Raw genomic sequence first — 18,905 nt, 5'->3', positions numbered from 1 at the left:
GACTCTTAGAAGGCAGCCGTTTGCTGGTTAGCCAAAGGTGACCTTGAATGGGTTCAACCCAGTCCGGTCCATGGCAACTAGCCCTAGCTCCCCAAGCAGTGCACTTGTGCCGGTGATCCTGTGCGGCGGCACGGGCACGCGGCTGTGGCCGCTCTCGAGAGCTAGTTATCCCAAGCAGTATTGGCCCCTGGCAAGCACGGGAGAAGACACCCTGCTGCAGCAGACCCAGCAGCGCCTGGCGGGTTTGCCGGGTTTAGGGGCACCCCTGCTGATCTGCAATGAAGACCACCGCTTCATCGTGGCCGAGCAATTGCGCCAGATCGGCGTGGAGCCCCAAGCGATCCTGCTGGAGCCGGTCGGCCGCAATACCGCTCCGGCGGTGGCGGTAGCAGCGCTGCAGGCCACCGCCCATGGGGAAGATCCCCTGCTGCTGGTGCTGGCGGCAGACCACGTGATCCGTGATGCCGCCACCTTCCGCGCCAAGGTGACTGCGGGGATGGCAGCAGCTGAAGCCGGCCAGCTGGTGACGTTTGGAATCGTGCCCACGGCGCCAGAAACCGGCTACGGCTACATCGAAGCCGCCCAGTCGCTGCTCGGGGCCAACGAACCGGTACCAATCGCCCGGTTTGTGGAGAAGCCGGATCGGGCCACCGCGGAGAAATTTCTTGCGACGGGGCGCTTCACCTGGAACAGCGGCATGTTCCTGTTCAAGGCCAGCGCGATCCTGGCCGAATTGGAGCGGCTGGCACCTGAGGTTGTGAGCGCCTGCCGCTCCTCGCTGGAGCACGACAGCGCCGATCTCGACTTTCTGCGGCTGGAGCGGGAGGCCTTTGCCAGCTGCCCCAGCGTGGCGCTGGATGTGGCGGTGATGGAGCGCACCGACCGCGGCGCCGTGTTGCCCCTGGAGGCAGGCTGGAGTGATGTGGGCAGCTGGAGCGCCCTGTGGGAAACCGCCGATCAAGACAGCGACGGCAACGTGCTTCGGGGCCGGGTGATCAGCGAGGGAAGCAGCAATTGCTATCTACGCAGCGAGCATCGGCTGGTGGTGGGACTCGGTGTAGAGGATCTGGTGGTGGTGGAAACCGATGACGTCGTGCTGGTAGCCCACCGCGACCGGGCCCAGGAGGTCAAAGCAATAGTGGGGCGGCTGGAGAGGGAAGGGGCACCAGAGAGCAAGGCCCACCGCAAGATCTACCGCCCCTGGGGCTCCTACGACGGCGTCACCGAGGGTGAGCGCTGGCAGGTAAAGCGGATCGTGGTCAACCCCGGAGCCAGCCTGTCGCTGCAGATGCACCACCACCGCGCCGAACACTGGATCGTGGTGCAGGGAACGGCGGTAGTGGAAAAAGATGGTGGCAGGGAGCTGGTAGGCGAAAACCAGAGCACCTACATCCCCCTGGGTTGCCGCCACCGCCTCTCCAACCCGGGCAAGATTCCGGTGGAGCTGATCGAGGTGCAAAGCGGCCCCTACCTAGGCGAAGACGACATCGTCCGCTTTGAAGATCGCTACGGACGCAGTGACGCCAGCCCCGCTCCAACCCTCACTCAACCGTGACACTCTTGGCCAAGTTGCGGGGTTGGTCCACATCCAGGCCCCGGTGGGCGGCGATGTGATAGCTGAGCAGCTGCATGGGAATCACCGTTAACAGCGGGCTGAGTAGCTCGTCTACCGCCGGCACCGGCAGCAAGACATCAAACAACTCAGCGTCTGGGCATTCGGGTGCCACACCGATCAGCTGGGCATCGCGGGCCTTGGCCTCCTGGGCATTGCTAAGCACCTTGTCGAACACCGCACCTGGCATGGCGATTGACACCACTGGCACCTTGGCATCAAGAAGGGCGATCGGCCCATGCTTCATCTCGCCGGCCGGATAGCCCTCGGCGTGGATGTAGCTGATCTCCTTGAGCTTGAGCGCCCCCTCCAAGGCAATCGGGTAGTTGATGCCACGGCCCAGGAAGATCACATCCTGAGTGCCCTCAAAGCGGTGGGCCAGGGAAGCGCAGCGCTGGTCGTGGTCTGCCACCAGGGCCTCCAGCTGCTGGGGCAACTGGCGCAACTGGGCCACCAGCGCCTTGAGCTCCTCGCGGCTGCGGCCCGAGCTAACGCCACCCTGCCGCTGGCCCACTCGCCGCTCCGCAAATGCCAGGGACAACCCGTAGAAAGCCAGCAGCTGGCCAAGGAAAGTCTTGGTGGCCGCAACGCCCACCTCAATGCCGGCGCCAATGTCAAAGATGTGGTCCACCATCCGGGCCAGGGAGCTTTCTGCCCGGTTGGTGATGCCCAGCAGCCGCGGCCGGTAGGCCGGATCGGCCACCAGCCGGCGACGCTCCTGCTCCATTGCAAGGGCCGCCAGGGTGTCGGCGGTTTCCCCCGACTGGGTCACGCCGATCGTGAGCGTGTGGGGGCTCAGCGGCGGCGGCGCATAACGAAATTCACTGGCATAAAAAACGCTTGTGGGGATACCTGCCAGCTGCTCCAGCAGATAGGCGCCCACCTGGGCGGCGTGGCGGCTGGTGCCGCAGGCCAGGATCTGGATCCGCTCCACACCCTCAAACACCTCAGCTGCCAGAGGTAGTGCCACCAATGGAGTCGCTTCCCCTTCCACAACCTCGGGCAGGTGCCGAGCCACCCAAAGGGCGGCCGTTTCAGGCTGCTCGTGGATCTCCTTGAGCATGAAATGGCGGAAGCTGCGCTTATCCGCCACGTGCTCGGTGCCGCTAAGCAGGCTGGGGCTGCGCTGAACCCGCTGGCCCGCAGCGTCATAAAGCTCGATGCCCAGCGGTGTGAGCATGGCCACCTCGCCGTCTTCCATCGGCAAAATCGTGCGGGTGAAGCCCGCCAGGGCCGGGGTGTCGCTGGCGCAAAGAAACTCCCCCTCCCCCAGGCCGATCAGCAGGGGCGCAGCCTTACGGGCCACCACTAGGGCGCCAGGGACTTCTGCCCACACCACCGCCAGGGCATAGGCCCCCTGCAGCAACGGCAACACCGACTGCAAAGCAGCCAGTAGCAGCGCCGCTGAAGCCTGCTCACCTGCCGCCCGGCGGCGCTCCAGCTCCCGAGCCAGCAGGTGGGGAATTACCTCCGTATCGGTCTCGGAGCGGAACAGCACCCCTTGCGACTGCAGCTCCTCCCTCAAGCCGCGGTAGTTCTCGATGATGCCGTTTTGCACCACCGCCAAACGGCCAGAGCCATCTAGGTGGGGGTGGGCGTTGCGCTCCTCCGGCTTGCCGTGGGTGGCCCAGCGGGTATGGCCGATGCCGCACTGGCCCGGGGCTCCCTGGGCTTCAAAGCGGGTCGTGAGATTGACAAGTTTGCCCTCCGCCTTGAGGCAATGGAGCCCGTCCCCGTCAACCGTGGCAATACCGGCGGAGTCGTAGCCGCGATATTCCAGCTGGCGCAGCCCCTCCAGCAGTTGGGGAGCCGCCTCCCGCGATCCAATCAGGGCAACGATGCCGCACATAGGCCTGGGCCAGCGAGGAGCGCAACAAAAAAGCCCGGCGAAGGGCCGGGCTTGAGCTTATTGGCGATAGCGCCAATGTCTTCAGTAGGACAAGCCCATCGAGCGGCTGGTTTCGTCGCCCAAGTAGACGCGAATGCTGAGGAAGTCGGTGGGGCAAGCGGTTTCACAGCGCTTACAACCGACGCAATCTTCAGTGCGGGGAGAGGATGCAATCTGGCCGGCTTTGCAGCCATCCCAGGGCACCATCTCGAGCACGTCGAGTGGGCAGGCGCGCACACACTGGGTGCAACCGATGCAGGTGTCGTAAATCTTGACGGCGTGGGACATGGGCCTGAGCCGGGAACAAACGGCGTGGATCCCAACGTACCCACAGCCTCCGGACCCGCAGCAAAGGAGCCCTCAGCCCGTCACCCTTGTTCATACGCCGGGGGGAGCCCAGCGGGGTGACCCGTAGAGTGCATCGACTCTCACAGCGGCCATGTCCCAGGAAGCGATCTACGAGAAAGTGCGCTCGATCGTTGCCGAGCAGCTCAGCGTTGACGCTGGGGAAGTGAAGCCCGAATCAAACTTTCAGAATGATCTGGGTGCCGATTCCCTCGACACCGTCGAGTTGGTAATGGCTCTGGAAGAAGCCTTTGACATCGAAATCCCTGACGAAGCTGCCGAAGGCATCACCACCGTTGGCGATGCCGTCAAGTTCATTCAGGACAAGCAGGCCTGAGCCACCCCATGGTGCAGGGTCTCCAGCGCGTCGTCGTCACCGGTCTCGGCGCGATCACACCGATCGGTAACGACGTCTCCAGCTACTGGGAGGGTCTGAGCACGGCGCGCAATGGCGTGGCTGGGATCACCTTGTTTGATGCCAGTCGGCATGCCTGTCGCTTCGCAGCTGAAGTAAAAGATTTTGATCCCTCCGGCTGGCTAGAGCCGAAGGAATCCAAGCGCTGGGATCGCTTTTGCCAGTTTGGGGTTATCGCCGCCAAGCAAGCCGTCGCCCATGCGGGCCTCACCATTGATGAGTCCAACCAACACCGGGTGGGCACAGCCATTGGCTCCGGCGTTGGCGGCCTGCTGATGATGGAAACCCAGGCCCACGTGCTCAAAGATCGGGGCCCCGATCGGGTGAGTCCGTTCTGCGTGCCGATGATGATCCCCAATATGGCGACTGGCCTGACGGCCATTGCCCTTGGCGCCAAGGGACCAAGCAGCGCGGTAGCCACCGCCTGCGCCGCCGGCTCCAATGCCATCGGTGATGCCTACCGGCTGATCCAGCTGGGCCTGGCTGACGTGATGGTCGCTGGTGGCGCTGAATCGGCCATTACCCCTTTAGGGGTGGCGGGATTTGCCAGCGCCAAGGCCCTGTCCTTCCGCAACGACGACCCCACCACGGCCAGTCGCCCCTTCGACGCCGAGCGCAACGGCTTCGTGATCGGCGAAGGCGCCGGGGTGATTGTGCTCGAGAGCCTGGAGCACGCCCAGGCTCGCGGTGCCCAGATCCTGGCGGAGGTGGTGGGCTACGGCATGACCTGCGACGCCCACCACATCACCTCACCTACCCCGGGGGGGGTCGGCGGTGCTGAAGCCATGCGTCTTGCCCTCAAGGATGCCCGGCTTGAGCCAGAAGCCGTCGACTACGTCAATGCCCACGGCACCAGCACCCAGGCCAACGACAGCAACGAAACCTCCGCCATCAAGAGCGCCCTCGGGGATTGGGCTTACCAGATACCCGTGAGCTCCACGAAATCGATGACCGGCCACCTCCTTGGAGGCAGCGGCGGCATTGAGGCGGTCGCAGCGGTGCTGGCTATTGAGCACAACCTGGTGCCACCTACCATCAATTACCAAAATCCGGATCCGGCCTGCGATCTGGATGTGGTTCCCAACCAGGCCAGGGAACACACCCTCAACGTGGTGCTCTCCAATTCCTTCGGTTTTGGCGGTCATAACGTCTGCCTGGCGTTCCGCCGCATGGCGTGAGCCTCCTCCTCCCACTCCCCCACCTGCCTTAGCCATGGTCGCCGCTCCCTCCACATCCGTTGAATCGCTCTGCGTCAACAGCATCCGCTTCTTAGCGATCGACGCGATTAACAAGAGTAATTCGGGCCACCCCGGCCTACCCATGGGCTGCGCCCCGATGGCCTTCGCCCTGTGGGACAAGGTGCTTAAGCACAACCCCAAGAACCCCAAGTGGTTCAACCGGGACCGCTTCGTGCTCTCGGCTGGCCACGGCTGCATGTTGCTGTATGCGCTGCTGCATCTCACCGGCTACGACTCGGTGACCATCGAAGACATCAAACAATTCCGCCAGTGGGGTAGCCGCACCCCTGGTCACCCTGAAACCTTCGAAACCCCCGGCGTTGAGGTCACCACCGGACCCCTAGGCCAGGGCATCTCCAACGCCGTGGGACTGGCTATCGCCGAAGCGCACCTGGCTGCCAAGTTCAACAAGCCCGGCTGCGACCTGGTTGATCACTACACCTACGTGATCATGGGCGACGGCTGCAACCAGGAAGGCGTGAGCGGTGAAGCCGCCTCCCTGGCCGGCCACCTGGGCTTGGGCAAGCTGATTGCCCTCTACGACGACAACCACATCACCATCGACGGCAACACCTCGGTCTCCTTCACCGAGGACGTGCTGAAGCGCTACGAGGCCTATGGCTGGCACACCATCCACGTCAAGGATGGCAACACCGATGTGGCCGCTATTGCCCAAGCCATCGAGGCCGCCAAGGCCGTTACCGACAAGCCCAGCTTGATCAAGGTGACCACCACGATCGGCTACGGCTCGCCAAACAAGGCCAATACCGCTGGAGTTCACGGCGCAGCCCTAGGCGCCGAAGAGGCAGAGCTCACCCGCAAAGCCCTCGACTGGAGCTACGGCGAATTTGAGGTTCCCCAGGATGCCTACGACCACTGGCGCCAAGCGATCAGCCGCGGTGAAGCACTTGAAGCCACCTGGAACGCCAGCCTGGCCACCTACCGCAGCCAGTACCCCGCTGAAGCGGCTGAATTCGAGCGCCAGCTTCGTGGCGAGCTGCCCCAGGGTTGGGACGCTTCCCTGCCGAGCTTCAGCCCAGAAGACAAGGGTTTGGCGACCCGCATGCACTCCTACAACGCCCTTAACGCCTTCGGCCCCAACCTGCCCGAGCTAATTGGCGGCTCGGCCGACCTCACCCACTCCAACCTCACCGATATCAAAGGCGAGGCGAGCTTCCAGAAGGGTGCCGAAGCCAACCGCTACCTGCACTTCGGCGTGCGCGAGCACGCCATGGCGGCGATCATGAATGGCATCGCTTACCACGGCAGCGGCCTGATCCCCTACGGCGGCACCTTCCTAGTTTTCGCGGGCTACATGATCGGCGCCATGCGCCTTTCGGCCTTGAGCGAGCTGGGCGTGATCTACGTGCTCACCCACGACTCGATCGGTCTGGGCGAAGACGGCCCCACCCACCAGCCGGTGGAAACCCTCGCCAACCTGCGCGCCATCCCCAATCTGCTGGTGATGCGCCCCGGCGATGGCAACGAGACCATGGGTGCTTATCAAGTGGCTGTCACCAACCGCAAGCGCCCCACCGTGCTGGCCCTCAGCCGCCAAGCCATGGCCAACCAGCCTGGTTCAGCTGCAGCCCATGTGGCAAAAGGTGGCTACATCCTGGAGGACAGCAATGGCACCCCGGAACTAATCCTGATCGGCACCGGCACCGAGCTAGAGCTCTGCACGAAAGCCGCAGCCCAGCTGCGCGCCGAAGGTAAGAACGTGCGGGTAGTTTCGATGCCCTGCGTCGAGCTGTTCGAAGAGCAGGATGCCGCCTACCGGGAAAGCGTGCTGCCCGCCGCCGTGCGCAAGCGCGTTGTGGTGGAAGCCTCCAGCTCCTTCGGCTGGCACAAGTACACCGGCTTCGATGGCGCCTGCATCTCGATCGACCGCTTTGGTGCTTCGGCACCTGGTCCGGTTTGTCTCGAGAAGTTTGGCTTCACCGTCGACAACGTGGTGGCAACAGCCAAGTCGCTGGGCTGATTCAACAGAGATTGAAAAGCCCCGCCTAACGGCGGGGCTTTTTTTATGTCAACTCACGGAACCGTGAACCCCAAGCAGGGTGATTTCACACCACTACCGCAGCCCCAGCCTCAACTCCTGCTTTCTGCTCCGCCAGCACCTGCTCCAGCCCAGCTAGATCCTCATCGGTGATCTTGGTTTGCATCGGGCAGTGCTTGGGGCCGCACATCGAGCAGAACTCGGCCTGCTTGTAGATGTCGGCAGGCAGGGTTTCGTCGTGATACTCGCGAGCCCGCTCTGGATCAAGCGAGAGATCAAACTGCTTATTCCAATCGAAGGCGTAGCGGGCGCGGCTGAGTTCGTCGTCGCGGTCGCGGGCGCCGGGGCGGTGGCGAGCGATGTCGGCGGCGTGGGCAGCGATCTTGTAAGCAATCAGGCCCTCACGCACATCTTCGGCATTGGGCAAGCCCAGGTGCTCCTTCGGGGTCACGTAGCAGAGCATGGCCGTGCCGTACCAACCGGCCATCGCCGCGCCAATGGCGCTGGTGATGTGGTCGTAGCCGGGGGCGATGTCGGTGACCAGGGGGCCGAGCACATAAAAGGGCGCCTCACTGCACTCCTCCATCTGCTTTTTGACGTTGAATTCGATCTGATCCATCGGCACATGGCCCGGACCCTCCACCATCACCTGGATGTCGTGCTCCCAGGCGCGGCGGGTGAGCTGGCCGAGGGTTTTGAGCTCAGCCAGCTGGGCGGCGTCGGAGGCGTCGTGCTGGCAACCCGGACGTAGGGAGTCCCCAAGGGAGAAGCTGCAGTCGTAGCGCTTAAAGATCTCGATGATGTCATCGAAATGGGTAAATAGGGGGTTCTGTTTGTGGTGATAAAGCATCCACTGGGCCAAGATCCCGCCACCGCGGCTCACAATGCCGGTGAGGCGACCCTTCACTAGCGGCAGGTGCTCAATCAGCAGGCCGGCATGAATCGTTTGGTAGTCAACGCCCTGCTGGCAGTGCTTCTCAATGATGTGCAGGAAGTCGTCGGCGTCGAGCTTCTCGATGGAGCCATGCACGCTTTCGAGCGCCTGGTAAACGGGCACCGTGCCGATCGGCACCGGCGAGGCATTGATGATCGCCGTGCGCACCTCATCGAGGTTGACGCCGCCGGTGGAGAGATCCATCACCGTGTCGGCGCCGTATTTCACCGCTAGGCGCAGCTTGGCCACCTCCTCATCGAGATCGGAAGCATTGGGGGAGGCGCCGATATTGGCGTTCACCTTGCAGCGGCTGGCGATCCCGATCGCCATCGGCTCCAAATTGGGGTGGTTGATGTTGGCCGGGATGATCATGCGGCCCCGAGCCACCTCCTCCATCACCAACGACTCGGGCAGGTTTTCGCGCTTGGCCACATAGGCCATCTCTTCAGTCACTACGCCCTGGCGGGCGTAATACATCTGGGAATAGTTCGCGGTGCCGCGACGCTTCTCGATCCAGGCGCTACGCATTTGAGGCTGCAGATAGGGCGGGGCGCAGCCTGAGAGTGGTTTCACAATCCAATTCCACTTCCCTGCGCCGGCATTACCCGGATCAGGTTCGGAGGGTGTGATCTCAGCCCGAAGCTGCACAACTGATTAAGGCCGGCAGCGGGGCACCCCTAGTGACCCATCCAACCTAGCTCTGCAGACCATTGAGCGCCGCGGCCACCACCCGGTGGTCTGGGTCGGCCTGAAGCTGCTGCAACAGGACCCGGGCCTCGGCAGCGCCCTGTTCCCGCACCAAGCGGGCCAGGATCTCGGCGCCGCCCACCCGCACCGTGCCATCAGCGTCTGTGATCGCCATCGACGCCAGCTCCAGCAACCAGGCCGGATCAATGGCCGGCTGCTCAGCAAGAGCCGAAAGGATGCTGCAGCGCACCAGCCACTGCTGATCGGCTGCAAACCCATCACGCAGCAGGGGCCAGGCCCGCTCAAGGCTGTGGCTCACCAGGGAGTTAGCCGCTTCCGCTCGCACATTGGCGTCCTCATCGCCCTGCATCGCAACCACCAGCGCCTGCCAGCCGGCCTCGTTTTGCTTCACCCCAAGGCCGGCGCAGCTGAGCGAACGCACCATGAACATGCTCTGCTCCAGCCCGAGCAGCAGTAAGGGCACGGCCTGCTCCACCGGCACCTCCCGCAAACCCACCAGGGCGGGCATGGCCCGACTGGGGTCTCCGCAAAGGATGGCCTCACGCAGGGCCGCAAGATCGGGGGAGGGATTGGTCATACATCCCCATCGTGGCGTAGGGCCGCCAGCAGCTCGCGCCGTCGCCGCCGCCGCCCCACCGCACTGGTAACAAGCAAGCCCGTGCCGATCAGTAGGGCCGGCAGGGCTGGAATCCGATCGACGCCGCGACGCTGCAGCAGCACCAGCAGCGCCAGCAGGATCAACAGGGGCGAGGAGAGGGCCAGCAACCCCCGCAGCCAGGGCCTTTGCCTCACGGGCGCCGCTCCATCCAACGCAGCAGGCTCAAGGTGAGCACGCCAATGCCCACCGGCAGGGACGCTTCGTCGGGAGCGAAGCTGTTGCTATGCAGAGGCGTGCAGCCCTGAGGCCCCGCCACCCCCAACCGAAACATGGTGCCGCGGGTGCCATCGAGCAGTTCGGCGAAATCCTCTGCTCCTAATGACGGCTGCTCGAGCCACTGCACCTGCTGGCGACCGAGCAGCTCAACCCCAGCTTCCGCCACCAGCTCGGTGAGGGCAGGGTCATTGTGCACAGGCGGTGAAATCAGCCGATAACGCACCCGGGCCTCGCCGCCATGGCCGCGGCAGAGGGCCTGCACCGTGTCTTCGATCCAGCCTGGCAGCTGGGCGTGCACGTCGGTGTCGAGACAGCGCACCGTGCCCAGCAGGCGCACATGGTCGGCGATCACGTTGAAGGCCTTACCGCCCTCGATCCGCCCGAAACTCACCACCACCGGATGCAGGGCATCAAGGCGGCGGCTGATCGCCTCCTGCAGACCACTCACCACCCGCGCCGCAATCCAAATGGCGTCAGTGCTCTGGTGGGGCCGGGCGCCGTGGCCGCCCTCCCCCAGCACCTCCACCTCCAGCTCACCGGCCGCCGCCGTAAGGCTGCCGCTGCGCACGCCGATCGTGCCCGCCGCCAGGCTGGGAAACACGTGCACACCAAACAGGGCTGCCACGCCGTCCATGGCGCCATCGGCCTTCATCCAAGCCGCCCCCTGGGCCGTTTCCTCAGCGGGCTGAAACAAAAGCCGCACCCTGGCCGTGAGCAGCTCGGGGTGGCGCTCGGCAAGCTCCGCCAGCAGGTAGGCCACCCCCAGCCCCACGGCGGTGTGCAGATCGTGGCCGCAGGCATGCATCAGGCCCTGCTGGGTGGAGGCGTAGTCGAGGCCGGTGCGCTCCTCCACAGGCAGGGCATCCATATCCACCCGCAGGGCCACCAGGGGGGCGGGCAAGCCATCAGGCCCCTGCTCTGGCCCCAGCTCCGCCAGCACGCCGGTGCGGCCGACACCCTCGCGCACCTGCCAACCCCAGCGCCGCAGCTCACCTGCCACCAGGGCAGCCGTCTGCTGCTCATGGCCACTGAGCTCGGGATGGCGATGGAAATGACGCCGCAACTGGATCAGCTCCGGCAGCACCTCGGCCAGGGTTTGCTCAAGCCCCAGGGCCTGCCAATTCAAGCTGCAGGGTGTTGCCGTCATTCGAGGGCCATCGTTCAGGGGGCCAAAGCGAGGAATTGCGCCAAAGCTTCCACCGGCTCGGGGGGCCAACGCCGCGTCGCAAGCAACCATTCTCGCTGCCGGTAGCGGGGATCGAGGCCAGAGGCCGCGGCCCAGTTGCTTTCAGCCTCACCACGAGCCCCCTTCTGCCAGAGCAGCGCCGTGAGACCAGCTCGAGCATCGGCAAACAGGGGATAGCGGCGGATCAGGTTGCGCAGCTGCCGCTCGGCCTCGGCGCGATCACTCAGCTGGAAGGCCGCCAGGGCGGAGCTGGAGCGGGCCATGGCAAAGCCTGGCCTAGCCAGGGAAGCGGCTTCAAAGCAACGGCGCGCTTCCTGCCAGTCGCCCAGGGAGCCCTGCACGTTGCCGAGGTTGTAAAGGGCTGAGGCGCGCGGTTCACCCTCGTCGCTCGGAGCGCGCTCCAAGATCCAGCGGTAGTCGGCTTCGGCGGCAGCCCACTGGCCCAAAGCCTCCTCGGCTGTGCCGCGATTGAGGTGGGGATCGGGGCTCTCGCCGTCGAGCTGCATCGCCTTGGTCTGGTCAGCGATGGCGGCGCGGGGATCGCCCAGGGCGAGCTGCACATTGCCGCGATTGCTCCAGGCCGCCGCATCGTCCGGGGCCACCTCCAGCACCTGGTTCCAGAGGGGTAGAGCCTCATCAAAGCGCCCCTGCCGGCTGGCGCTGAGGGCCTGATCAAACAGCTGGGGCAGCAGCAGTTGCAGGCCCAGCAACAAGGAAAACAACGTAGGAATCATTGTTTGCTGCTGGTCATGCGGCCGCCTTAGCCGGCCAGCCCAGGTGGTTGCGGCCCGCCGGAGTAACCAGCCGGCCCCGGGGGGTGCGCTGCAGAAAACCCAGCTGCAACAGGTAGGGCTCCACCACCGCTTCGAGGGTGGCGGAATCTTCACCGAGCCCGGCAGCCAGGGTATCGAGGCCCACGGGGCCGCCGCCGTAGCCCTCGAGCATCAAGGTGAGCAAACGCCGGTCACTGGCATCGAGGCCGCGGTCGTCAACGCGATGCAGGCTTAGGGCCTCCGCAACCAGGGGGGCGCCGATGCGGCCATGGCCCCGCACCGACGCCACATCGCGCACCCGACGCAGCAGGCGATTGGCAATGCGGGGGGTGCCCCGACAGCGGCGGGCAACTTCCAGGGCCGCCCCACCCTCCAGCTTGATCTGGAGCAGGCCAGCCGCCCGCTCCACAATTTGCTGAAGCTCATCGAGTCCGTAAAACTCAAGCCGCTGAATCAGGCCGAAGCGATCCCGCAGCGGTGAACTCAGCGATCCCGCCCGGGTGGTGGCGCCAACAAGCGTGAAAGGGGGCAGATCCAGGCTGCGGGTGCGGGCCGTCGTGCCCTTACCCACGGTGAGATCGAGGCGGTAATCCTCCATCGCTGGATAAAGAATTTCCTCAGCCACCCGGTTGAGCCGATGAATCTCGTCGATGAACAGCAGCTCATGGGGCTGCAGGTTGACCAGCAGGCCAACGATGTCGCGAGGGCGCTCTAGAGCCGGGGCGCTGGTGATGCGGCAGCGCACGCCCAACTCCTCAGCCAGCACCAAAGCCATGGTGGTTTTACCCAGGCCCGGTGGGCCGTAGAGCAGCACGTGGTCGAGGGCCTCTTGGCGGGCGCGGGTGGCCTCCACCGCAATTGCCAGCACCTGCTTGAGCTCGCTCTGGCCGATGTAATCGGCAAGGCGCTTGGGACGGAGACTGTCCTCCCGGGGCAGGCCACTGGCTGCAGCCGGGAGCTCCTCAAGCACGGGAGCGGGATCAACAAGGCGTGCTGGTAGCTCGTCGCGGCTGGGGCGGCCGCGGGGCGCCGAGGATCCCGAGGAGACGATGGCCATGCAGCGAGGGTACCGGGGGCTCCCTAGGGTCGGGAGATCAAGGGGACGGTTGCGGAGCAGCGATGGCCAAGGGCGGGGGCAAGAAGAGCGCTAAGGCCCAGCGCGATGCCGCCAACAAGCTGCTGGCCGACAACCGCTTTGCCCGGCATCAATACGAAATTCTGGAAACCGTGGAGTGCGGCCTAGAACTGTTTGGCACGGAGGTGAAGTCGATCCGGGCCGGGCAATCAAACCTGCGCGATGGCTTCTGCCTGATTCGCAAGGGAGAACTGCAGCTGCACAACGTGCACATTTCGCCCCACAGCCATGCCAGCGCGTATTTCAACCACGAGCCGCTGCGGGTGCGCAAATTACTGGCCCACCGCCGCGAAATTGACAAATTGCGGATTGCCCTAGATCAAAAAGGCCTCACCCTGATCCCCCTGAACCTGCACCTCAAGGGCTCCTGGATCAAGCTGACAATCGGCTTGGCCAAGGGCCGCAAGCTGCACGACAAGCGTCACGAGGAGCGGCGCAAGCAGGACATCAAGGACGCCAAGGCCGCAATCGCCCGGCTCTGAATTGGGGAGCCAGAGCGCCCGAGTTACCCCCCCATATGCCTCCCGGATTCCGTACAACTTGTACATAACCCGGGAGACGCCCAACACCTCACCCCCCCAGGCTGGAGTCAGTTCACTTGCGGTGGCACGGGCGGCAGGGGATCGGCGGGAGGCACGGGCACGGCCGGAGCCTGGGGAGGCTCTGGCTGGGCCGCCGGCGCCTGCGGTGAGGGTTCGGGGACGGCCACCGGCGGCGTCTCGACAGGGGGCGGATCTGCCCGCAACGACAGGGTGATCAGGGCCGGAGCCACGCCCTCATTAGTCACCAGCAGCTGCACTGGGGAGTTCTTCTGCACCCCCAAACTGACCACCCGCAGGGGCCCCTTGGCTTCCAGCAGCTCACCATCGGCACTAAACACACTCATCTGCATCAAGGGCGAGCCGTTCACGCCCAGCACCAGGCGATAGCCCGGCGGCAACCGCACCGGGAACAGCCGAGCTCCACCAGCTTCGACCTGGGCTGAAATCACCTGGGTTGCCTGGGCTTGGGCCTGAATCGCCTCGATCTGCACGTTGGCCAGGCCCTGCTCCGCCGCGGCAAACCACAGCTGGCGAAAAGGCTCGGCAGGGATGTCAGCGCCGGAGCGGCCGGGCAGCAGGCTCTGGGCACTGCCCGACACCAACTGGCGCAACACCGCCGAGCTGAGTCCCTGGCCAACCAGGGCCTGCTGACGCCTCTCCCAGTCACCGTTTGTGTAGGAACCCAAGCGGCGCCGAATCTCGAGGGGTAGCTGCTCCACCCGAGCCAGCCACTCCTCTGCAAGCTCATTCCAGACCTTGCGCAGAGGGGAGTCGTCGAGGGAATCGCTGGGCAGGCGGCCGCCCCGCTCTGGAAACTGGGCCAGCAGGCTGGCATCCACCAACTTCAAGAACCAGCCCCGATCCACCTGCATGGCCCGCAGCCGGTTAAGCAGCTGCTGGCGCTGATCCACCTCCGCCGGCGGCAGGCTGTTGGGCAACTGCAGGGCCGCATCGGGAACGGGCATGGTCAAGCGACCGCGGCTCAGCCACCACCAGCCCAGGGCAGTGCCCACGACCGCCGACAGCACCAAGGCAATAACCACCGGCCAGACGCCGCCTTCAGCGACCTCCTCGCGCTCCTCCAAGCGGCTACGCAACGCGGCCGCAGGCGGTGGGGGCATCTGAACCGGCTGAGACAGCTCAAGTGCGGGTTCAGCAGGAGCTTCAGGTGCGGCAGGTGCAGGTGCAGGAGGTGGTGGGGGCACCAGGGCGACGGTGCGGTCGGCGCGGGGCACCGGACCGGTGCTCTCTGGCATGGGTATGGCCTGAAAGGCGGCCAGGGCCTGGGAGGCGGAAGCGAAGCGCTCGCCGGGCTGGCGCTCCAGCAGGCGCTTGATTTGGGCCTGCAAGGCCGGTTCAGCCGTGAGGGCCGCCGGCCAGCGCCAGTCCATGGTGACCGGATCCAGTAGTCGGGCGGGCTCCTCGCCGCTGAGCAGCACCAGGGCCACCACCCCAAGGGCGTGGAGGTCCATCCAGGGCTCGGGGGGGGAGGGCTCGGGCTGGGCGGCCCGAACCCGCTCGGGTGGGGCGTAGCCCGGGGTGGCGACGGCCGTGCCTGCCACCAGGCCGAAATCGAGCAACACCGGCAGCCCGTCGCTGTCGCGGCGCAACAGGTTGGCGGGGCTGAGATCGCCGTGCACCAGCTCCTGGCTGTGCAACACGGCCAGCACCGGCAGCAGCTGGCGCAGCAGCAGCAGCACCTCGCCGGCACCGAAGACCAACTGGCGCTCGGCACGGGCCTGCAGCAACAGTTGGTAGGTACGGCCTGCCTGCCATTCGCGCACCAGCCACAAACCCTCCTGAGCCTGGATGGCCGCCCCGAGCCGGGGCACCTGGGGATGGAGCAGCCCCTGCAGCTGGCCCCAGAGCTGGCGCGCCCGAGCGGGATCGATAGCTGGGCCCAGCAGCCGCAAGGCCATCGGCGCATCGGCGGCTAGCTGATCGCTAGCGCGCCAGAGTTCCCCCTGGGGAGCCTCTGCCGGCGGGGCGGAGCTGAGGCGTTGCTCGAGCCGATAGCGCTCGCCGATCAACTGACCCACCTGCACCGTCATCAGCCCACCTCCAGCGAGGGCCGCAGGGGTTGGTGTAACCCCTTGCCCGCCAGCCAAGCGGCTTCATAGAGCCGAGATCGGTAGCGATCGCCGCTATCGCACAACACGGTCACGATCGTGTGACCAGGACCAAGCCGCCGGGCCGTTGCCACCGCCGCGGCCACATTGATGCCCACCGAGCCGCCCATAAACAGGCCCTCCTGCCACAGCAGCTGATAGATCGTCTCGAGCGCGGTCTGGTCGTCGATGCGCACGGCATCATCGATGGGAGCACCCTCCAGGTTGGCGGTAACGCGGCTGTTGCCAATCCCCTCGGTAATCGAACTTCCCTCACTGACCAGCTCACCCCGGCTGGCCCAGCTGTGTAGGGCACTGCCGTGGGGGTCGGCCAGCACGCAGCGCACGGCTGGGTTCTGCTGCTTCAAGTACAGGGCAACCCCGGCATAGGTGCCGCCGGTGCCAGTGGCCGCCACCCAGGCATCCACCGCCCCATCGGTTTGCTGCCAGATCTCCGGGCCGGTGGAGTTGAAATGGGCGCGGCGGTTAGCCAGGTTGTCGAACTGGTTGGCCCACACTGCCCCTGGCGTTTCGGCAGCGATACGGCCCGAAAGCCGCACGTAGTTGTTGGGGTCGCGGTAAGGCACCGCCGGCACCGTGCGCACCTCGGCGCCGAGGCTGCGCAGCAGGCCGATCTTCTCGGCCGACTGGGTGTCGGGAATGACGATCAACGCCTTGTAGCCGCGGGCGTTGCAGAGGTGAGTGAGGCCGATGCCGGTATTGCCGGCCGTGCCCTCCACCACCGTGCCTCCAGGCTGCAGCAGCCCCTGCTCCTCCGCCTCCAGCAGGATGCCCAGGGCGGCGCGATCCTTCACCGACCCCCCAGGATTCATGAACTCGGCCTTGCCGAGGATCTCGCAGCCCGTTTGCTCGCTCAGAGCATTGAGCCGGATCAGGGGCGTGTTGCCAACGGCGCCCACGAACCCTGAAGTGATGCCGGCCATATCCGCGTGCGATGCGTGGCGGGATCGTAGGCAAGGTCCCTAAGGTCGGGCCTGAATTAGCCCCAGATTGGCGGCAGCGGCATGGGGCAGGAGCTGAAGGTGCGCTACGCGCAGGTGCGCCAACGCAGCCTCGAGCTTGTGGCTCCCCTGCAGCCCGAAGACGTCTGCCTGCAGGGCATGGCCGATGCCAGCCCGCCCAAGTGGCACCTGGGCCACACCACCTGGTTTTTTGAGCAGTTTGTGCTGCGCAGCCCCGTGTCGCCAGAGGCCTGGGGCTTTCTTTTCAACAGCTATTACGACTCAGTAGGAGCCCGCCACCCCCGGCCCCAGCGGGGCCTGCTCAGCCGGCCGGCCCTGGCCGAGGTGCTGGCCTGGCGGCAGCGGCTGGATCGGGCCCTGCTCAGCCTGCTGGAGCAGCTGGAGCCGGGCGATCCCCGGCTGGAACTGGTGGAACTGGGGCTGCAGCACGAGCAGCAGCACCAGGAGCTGCTGCTGATGGACCTGCTGGATGGCTTCAGCCGCAACCCGCTCGAGCCGGAATATGGCCCAGAGCCGGAGGCTGCCTATCAGGCGAGCGTTACCCAAGAGCCCACCTGGCTGCAGCACGAGGGGGGGCTGGTGGAGATCGGCCATCCAGGTGGCAGCTTTCATTTCGACAACGAGGCGCCCAGGCACCGCCAGTGGCTCGAACCCTTTGCGCTTAGCTCCCGTTTGGTGAGCAACGGCGAATTTGCAGCCTTCATTGCCGATGGCGGCTACAAGAGGCCGGAGCTGTGGATGAGCGAGGGCTGGGCGGTGGTGCAGGCCCGGGGCTGGCGGGGGCCGCGCTACTGGCGCGACGGCGACGAGTTTTCACTGGCGGGGCGTCAGCCGCGGCGCCCCGAGTTGCCGGTGCGGCACCTGAGCTGGTTTGAAGCCGATGCCTACGCCCGCTGGGCGGGTGCCCGGCTGCCGGGCGAAGCCGAATGGGAGCTGCTGGCACCCCAACTTGACCAGGCCTTCGGGGTGCTCTGGCAGTGGAGCGCCAGCCCCTACAGGCCCTATCCGGGCTTCGCCCCGGCGGCCGGGGCGGTGGGGGAATACAACGGCAAGTTTATGAGTTCCCAGATGGTGCTGCGCGGCAGCTGCTTCCTCACCCCGCCTGACCACGAACGGCTCACATACCGCAACTTCTACCCACCGGCGAGCCGCTGGCTAGCCGCTGGCCTACGCCTAGCCCGGGATGGCGGCTGACATGCAACTGATCGACCTCCACCCCGAACCGGCCGACATGCGGCGGCTGGTGCGCGAGGGCATGGCCCAGCAACCGCGTCAGCTGCCGGCCTGGCTGCTGTACGACGCCGAAGGCTCACGGCTGTTTGAGGCGATCTGCGAGCAGCCGGAATACGGGCTCACCCGCACCGAAACTGCCCTGCTGGAAGCGCGGGAGCCTGAGCTGGCGGCGGCCCTGGGGGAAGGGGTGCTAGTGGAATTTGGCGCCGGCAATGCCCGCAAAGTGGGGCCCCTGCTCGAGGCGCTGCAGCCACCGGCCTATGTAGCCCTCGACATCAGCGCCGATCATCTTCAGCAGAGCTGCGTGGCCCTGCAGGCGCGCCACCCGGCAGTGCCCGTGCTCGGCATCTGCTGCGACTACAGCGCCCTGCGGCAGCTGCCCGAGCACCCCTTACTCAGCGGCCAGCGGCGCCTGGGTTTCTATCCCGGCAGCTCAATCGGCAACTTCAGCCCCGAGGAAGCGGAGGCGCTGCTGCTGCAGCTGGGCCAACTGCTAGGCCCCGGCGCCAGGCTACTGATCGGCATCGACCAGCCCAAAGCCGTGGCACGGTTGGAGGCCGCCTACAACGATGCCGCCGGCGTGTCGGCGGCCTTTGCCCGCAACCTGCTGATACGGCTCAACCGCGACCTGGCGGGCAGCTTCAACCCCGACGCCTTCGCCTACTCCGCCCGCTGGCAAGCCGAGCACAGCCGCATCGCCATGGCCCTGGTGAGCCGCGAAGCGCAAACCGTGCAGCTGGCGGGGGAGGCCTGGAGCTTTGCGGTGGGCGAGCCGCTGATCACCGAGTACAGCGTCAAATACGACCCGGTGGCCTTCCTCGCCCTCGCCGCCCGCGCCGGCTGGCGGGGCGCTGGCCGTTGGAGCGATCCGGCCGACGACCTTTCGCTGCACCTGCTGGTGACGGCAGAATCCTGAAATCAGGCAGGAGAAC

The 18,905-nt window shown here is 65.8% G+C and carries 17 protein-coding genes and 1 riboswitch; of the genes, 7 read left to right on the top strand and 10 right to left on the bottom strand.

Going from position 1 to position 18,905, the window contains the following annotated elements:
- The first annotated feature begins 70 nt into the window (after positions 1-70).
- Complete coding sequence (locus C7K55_RS11845) at positions 71-1,555, top strand: mannose-1-phosphate guanylyltransferase/mannose-6-phosphate isomerase (RefSeq protein ID WP_106632935.1); 1,485 nt, start codon at positions 71-73, stop codon at positions 1,553-1,555.
- Here C7K55_RS11845 and glmS read toward each other — a convergent pair.
- Positions 1,542-3,461, bottom strand: coding sequence for a glutamine--fructose-6-phosphate transaminase (isomerizing) (glmS, locus tag C7K55_RS11840; protein WP_106632934.1), 1,920 nt, complete (start codon positions 3,459-3,461; stop codon positions 1,542-1,544). The two genes, C7K55_RS11845 and glmS, sit on opposite strands and share 14 nt — an antisense overlap.
- Before the next feature lie 81 nt (positions 3,462-3,542).
- Positions 3,543-3,788, bottom strand: coding sequence for a photosystem I iron-sulfur center protein PsaC (gene psaC / locus C7K55_RS11835; protein WP_006042515.1), 246 nt, complete (start codon positions 3,786-3,788; stop codon positions 3,543-3,545).
- A 151-nt stretch (positions 3,789-3,939) separates the two neighbouring features.
- Here psaC and acpP point away from each other — a divergent pair, with 151 nt between their 5' ends.
- The 3 genes from acpP to tkt are packed head-to-tail and all read left to right on the top strand — an operon-like array spanning position 3,940 to position 7,479.
- Entirely contained in the window at positions 3,940-4,182 is a 243-nt protein-coding gene (acpP, locus tag C7K55_RS11830; protein ID WP_106632933.1) for an acyl carrier protein, read from the top strand.
- A gap of 8 nt (positions 4,183-4,190) precedes the next feature.
- Positions 4,191-5,438 (top strand): beta-ketoacyl-ACP synthase II, encoded by a 1,248-nt coding sequence (gene fabF, locus C7K55_RS11825; protein ID WP_106632932.1) that lies wholly within the window; start codon positions 4,191-4,193, stop codon positions 5,436-5,438.
- Positions 5,439-5,472: 34 nt separating this feature from the next.
- Entirely contained in the window at positions 5,473-7,479 is a 2,007-nt protein-coding gene (gene tkt, locus C7K55_RS11820) for a transketolase (RefSeq protein WP_106632931.1), read from the top strand.
- A gap of 85 nt (positions 7,480-7,564) precedes the next feature.
- On the opposite strand, the gene thiC is transcribed toward tkt, so the two are convergent.
- The 6 genes from thiC to ruvB form a co-directional block, all read right to left on the bottom strand.
- A complete protein-coding gene (thiC, locus tag C7K55_RS11815; protein ID WP_106632930.1) occupies positions 7,565-8,959 on the bottom strand; it encodes a phosphomethylpyrimidine synthase ThiC in 1,395 nt (464 codons plus the stop codon).
- Between the two features lie 42 nt (positions 8,960-9,001).
- Positions 9,002-9,120, bottom strand: a riboswitch (TPP riboswitch).
- 5 nt (positions 9,121-9,125) lie between these two features.
- Positions 9,126-9,716 (bottom strand): HEAT repeat domain-containing protein, encoded by a 591-nt coding sequence (locus tag C7K55_RS11810; RefSeq protein WP_106632929.1) that lies wholly within the window; start codon positions 9,714-9,716, stop codon positions 9,126-9,128.
- Complete coding sequence (locus C7K55_RS11805; RefSeq protein WP_241518347.1) at positions 9,713-9,931, bottom strand: DUF3188 domain-containing protein; 219 nt, start codon at positions 9,929-9,931, stop codon at positions 9,713-9,715. Before C7K55_RS11805 ends, C7K55_RS11810 begins: the two co-directional genes overlap by 4 nt.
- The gene (locus C7K55_RS11800; protein ID WP_106632928.1) at positions 9,928-11,160 is read right to left on the bottom strand and encodes an amidohydrolase; all 1,233 of its coding nucleotides are present in this window, start codon (positions 11,158-11,160) and stop codon (positions 9,928-9,930) included. The genes C7K55_RS11805 and C7K55_RS11800 overlap by 4 nt, the downstream gene beginning before the upstream one ends.
- Positions 11,161-11,174: 14 nt before the next feature.
- Complete coding sequence (locus C7K55_RS11795; RefSeq protein ID WP_106632927.1) at positions 11,175-11,933, bottom strand: tetratricopeptide repeat protein; 759 nt, start codon at positions 11,931-11,933, stop codon at positions 11,175-11,177.
- A gap of 13 nt (positions 11,934-11,946) precedes the next feature.
- Positions 11,947-13,029: a Holliday junction branch migration DNA helicase RuvB gene (gene ruvB / locus C7K55_RS11790; RefSeq protein ID WP_106632926.1), complete on the bottom strand. Its 1,083-nt coding sequence runs from the start codon at positions 13,027-13,029 to the stop codon at positions 11,947-11,949.
- A gap of 62 nt (positions 13,030-13,091) precedes the next feature.
- Between ruvB and smpB the strand changes: the two genes are divergently transcribed.
- Positions 13,092-13,589 carry an SsrA-binding protein SmpB gene (smpB, locus tag C7K55_RS11785; RefSeq protein WP_106632925.1) on the top strand — a complete coding sequence of 166 codons (498 nt, stop codon included), beginning with the start codon at positions 13,092-13,094 and terminating at the stop codon, positions 13,587-13,589.
- A gap of 107 nt (positions 13,590-13,696) precedes the next feature.
- On the opposite strand, the gene C7K55_RS11780 is transcribed toward smpB, so the two are convergent.
- The gene (locus C7K55_RS11780) at positions 13,697-15,700 is read right to left on the bottom strand and encodes a serine/threonine protein kinase (protein ID WP_106632924.1); all 2,004 of its coding nucleotides are present in this window, start codon (positions 15,698-15,700) and stop codon (positions 13,697-13,699) included.
- On the bottom strand, positions 15,700-16,701 hold the full coding sequence (locus C7K55_RS11775) for a cysteine synthase A (RefSeq protein ID WP_106632923.1): 1,002 nt from the start codon (positions 16,699-16,701) through the stop codon (positions 15,700-15,702). Before C7K55_RS11775 ends, C7K55_RS11780 begins: the two co-directional genes overlap by 1 nt.
- An 81-nt stretch (positions 16,702-16,782) precedes the next feature.
- Here C7K55_RS11775 and egtB point away from each other — a divergent pair, with 81 nt between their 5' ends.
- Entirely contained in the window at positions 16,783-17,934 is a 1,152-nt protein-coding gene (gene egtB, locus C7K55_RS11770) for an ergothioneine biosynthesis protein EgtB (RefSeq protein WP_106632922.1), read from the top strand.
- Positions 17,924-18,889: an L-histidine N(alpha)-methyltransferase gene (gene egtD, locus C7K55_RS11765; protein ID WP_241518346.1), complete on the top strand. Its 966-nt coding sequence runs from the start codon at positions 17,924-17,926 to the stop codon at positions 18,887-18,889. Before egtB ends, egtD begins: the two co-directional genes overlap by 11 nt.
- Positions 18,890-18,905: the final 16 nt, after the last annotated feature.

Origin of the sequence: Cyanobium usitatum str. Tous, assembly GCF_003011885.1 — a bacterium.
Lineage (GTDB): Bacteria > Cyanobacteriota > Cyanobacteriia > PCC-6307 > Cyanobiaceae > Cyanobium_A > Cyanobium_A usitatum.
The sequence above is the reverse complement of the archived record's forward strand: the minus strand, read 5'-3'. Positions and strand labels throughout refer to the sequence as shown.

Bases quoted from the DNA above. Each gene is read 5' to 3' on its own strand.
- C7K55_RS11845 (WP_106632935.1), top strand. From the start codon at position 71: ATGGCAACTAGCCCTAGCTCCCCAAGCAGTGCACTTGTGCCGGTGATC.
- glmS (WP_106632934.1), bottom strand. From the start codon at position 3,461: ATGTGCGGCATCGTTGCCCTGATTGGATCGCGGGAGGCGGCTCCCCAA.
- psaC (WP_006042515.1), bottom strand. From the start codon at position 3,788: ATGTCCCACGCCGTCAAGATTTACGACACCTGCATCGGTTGCACCCAG.
- acpP (WP_106632933.1), top strand. From the start codon at position 3,940: ATGTCCCAGGAAGCGATCTACGAGAAAGTGCGCTCGATCGTTGCCGAG.
- fabF (WP_106632932.1), top strand. From the start codon at position 4,191: ATGGTGCAGGGTCTCCAGCGCGTCGTCGTCACCGGTCTCGGCGCGATC.
- tkt (WP_106632931.1), top strand. From the start codon at position 5,473: ATGGTCGCCGCTCCCTCCACATCCGTTGAATCGCTCTGCGTCAACAGC.
- thiC (WP_106632930.1), bottom strand. From the start codon at position 8,959: ATGCGTAGCGCCTGGATCGAGAAGCGTCGCGGCACCGCGAACTATTCC.
- C7K55_RS11810 (WP_106632929.1), bottom strand. From the start codon at position 9,716: ATGACCAATCCCTCCCCCGATCTTGCGGCCCTGCGTGAGGCCATCCTT.
- C7K55_RS11800 (WP_106632928.1), bottom strand. From the start codon at position 11,160: ATGACGGCAACACCCTGCAGCTTGAATTGGCAGGCCCTGGGGCTTGAG.
- C7K55_RS11795 (WP_106632927.1), bottom strand. From the start codon at position 11,933: ATGATTCCTACGTTGTTTTCCTTGTTGCTGGGCCTGCAACTGCTGCTG.
- ruvB (WP_106632926.1), bottom strand. From the start codon at position 13,029: ATGGCCATCGTCTCCTCGGGATCCTCGGCGCCCCGCGGCCGCCCCAGC.
- smpB (WP_106632925.1), top strand. From the start codon at position 13,092: ATGGCCAAGGGCGGGGGCAAGAAGAGCGCTAAGGCCCAGCGCGATGCC.
- C7K55_RS11780 (WP_106632924.1), bottom strand. From the start codon at position 15,700: ATGACGGTGCAGGTGGGTCAGTTGATCGGCGAGCGCTATCGGCTCGAG.
- C7K55_RS11775 (WP_106632923.1), bottom strand. From the start codon at position 16,701: ATGGCCGGCATCACTTCAGGGTTCGTGGGCGCCGTTGGCAACACGCCC.
- egtB (WP_106632922.1), top strand. From the start codon at position 16,783: ATGGGGCAGGAGCTGAAGGTGCGCTACGCGCAGGTGCGCCAACGCAGC.
- egtD (WP_241518346.1), top strand. From the start codon at position 17,924: ATGGCGGCTGACATGCAACTGATCGACCTCCACCCCGAACCGGCCGAC.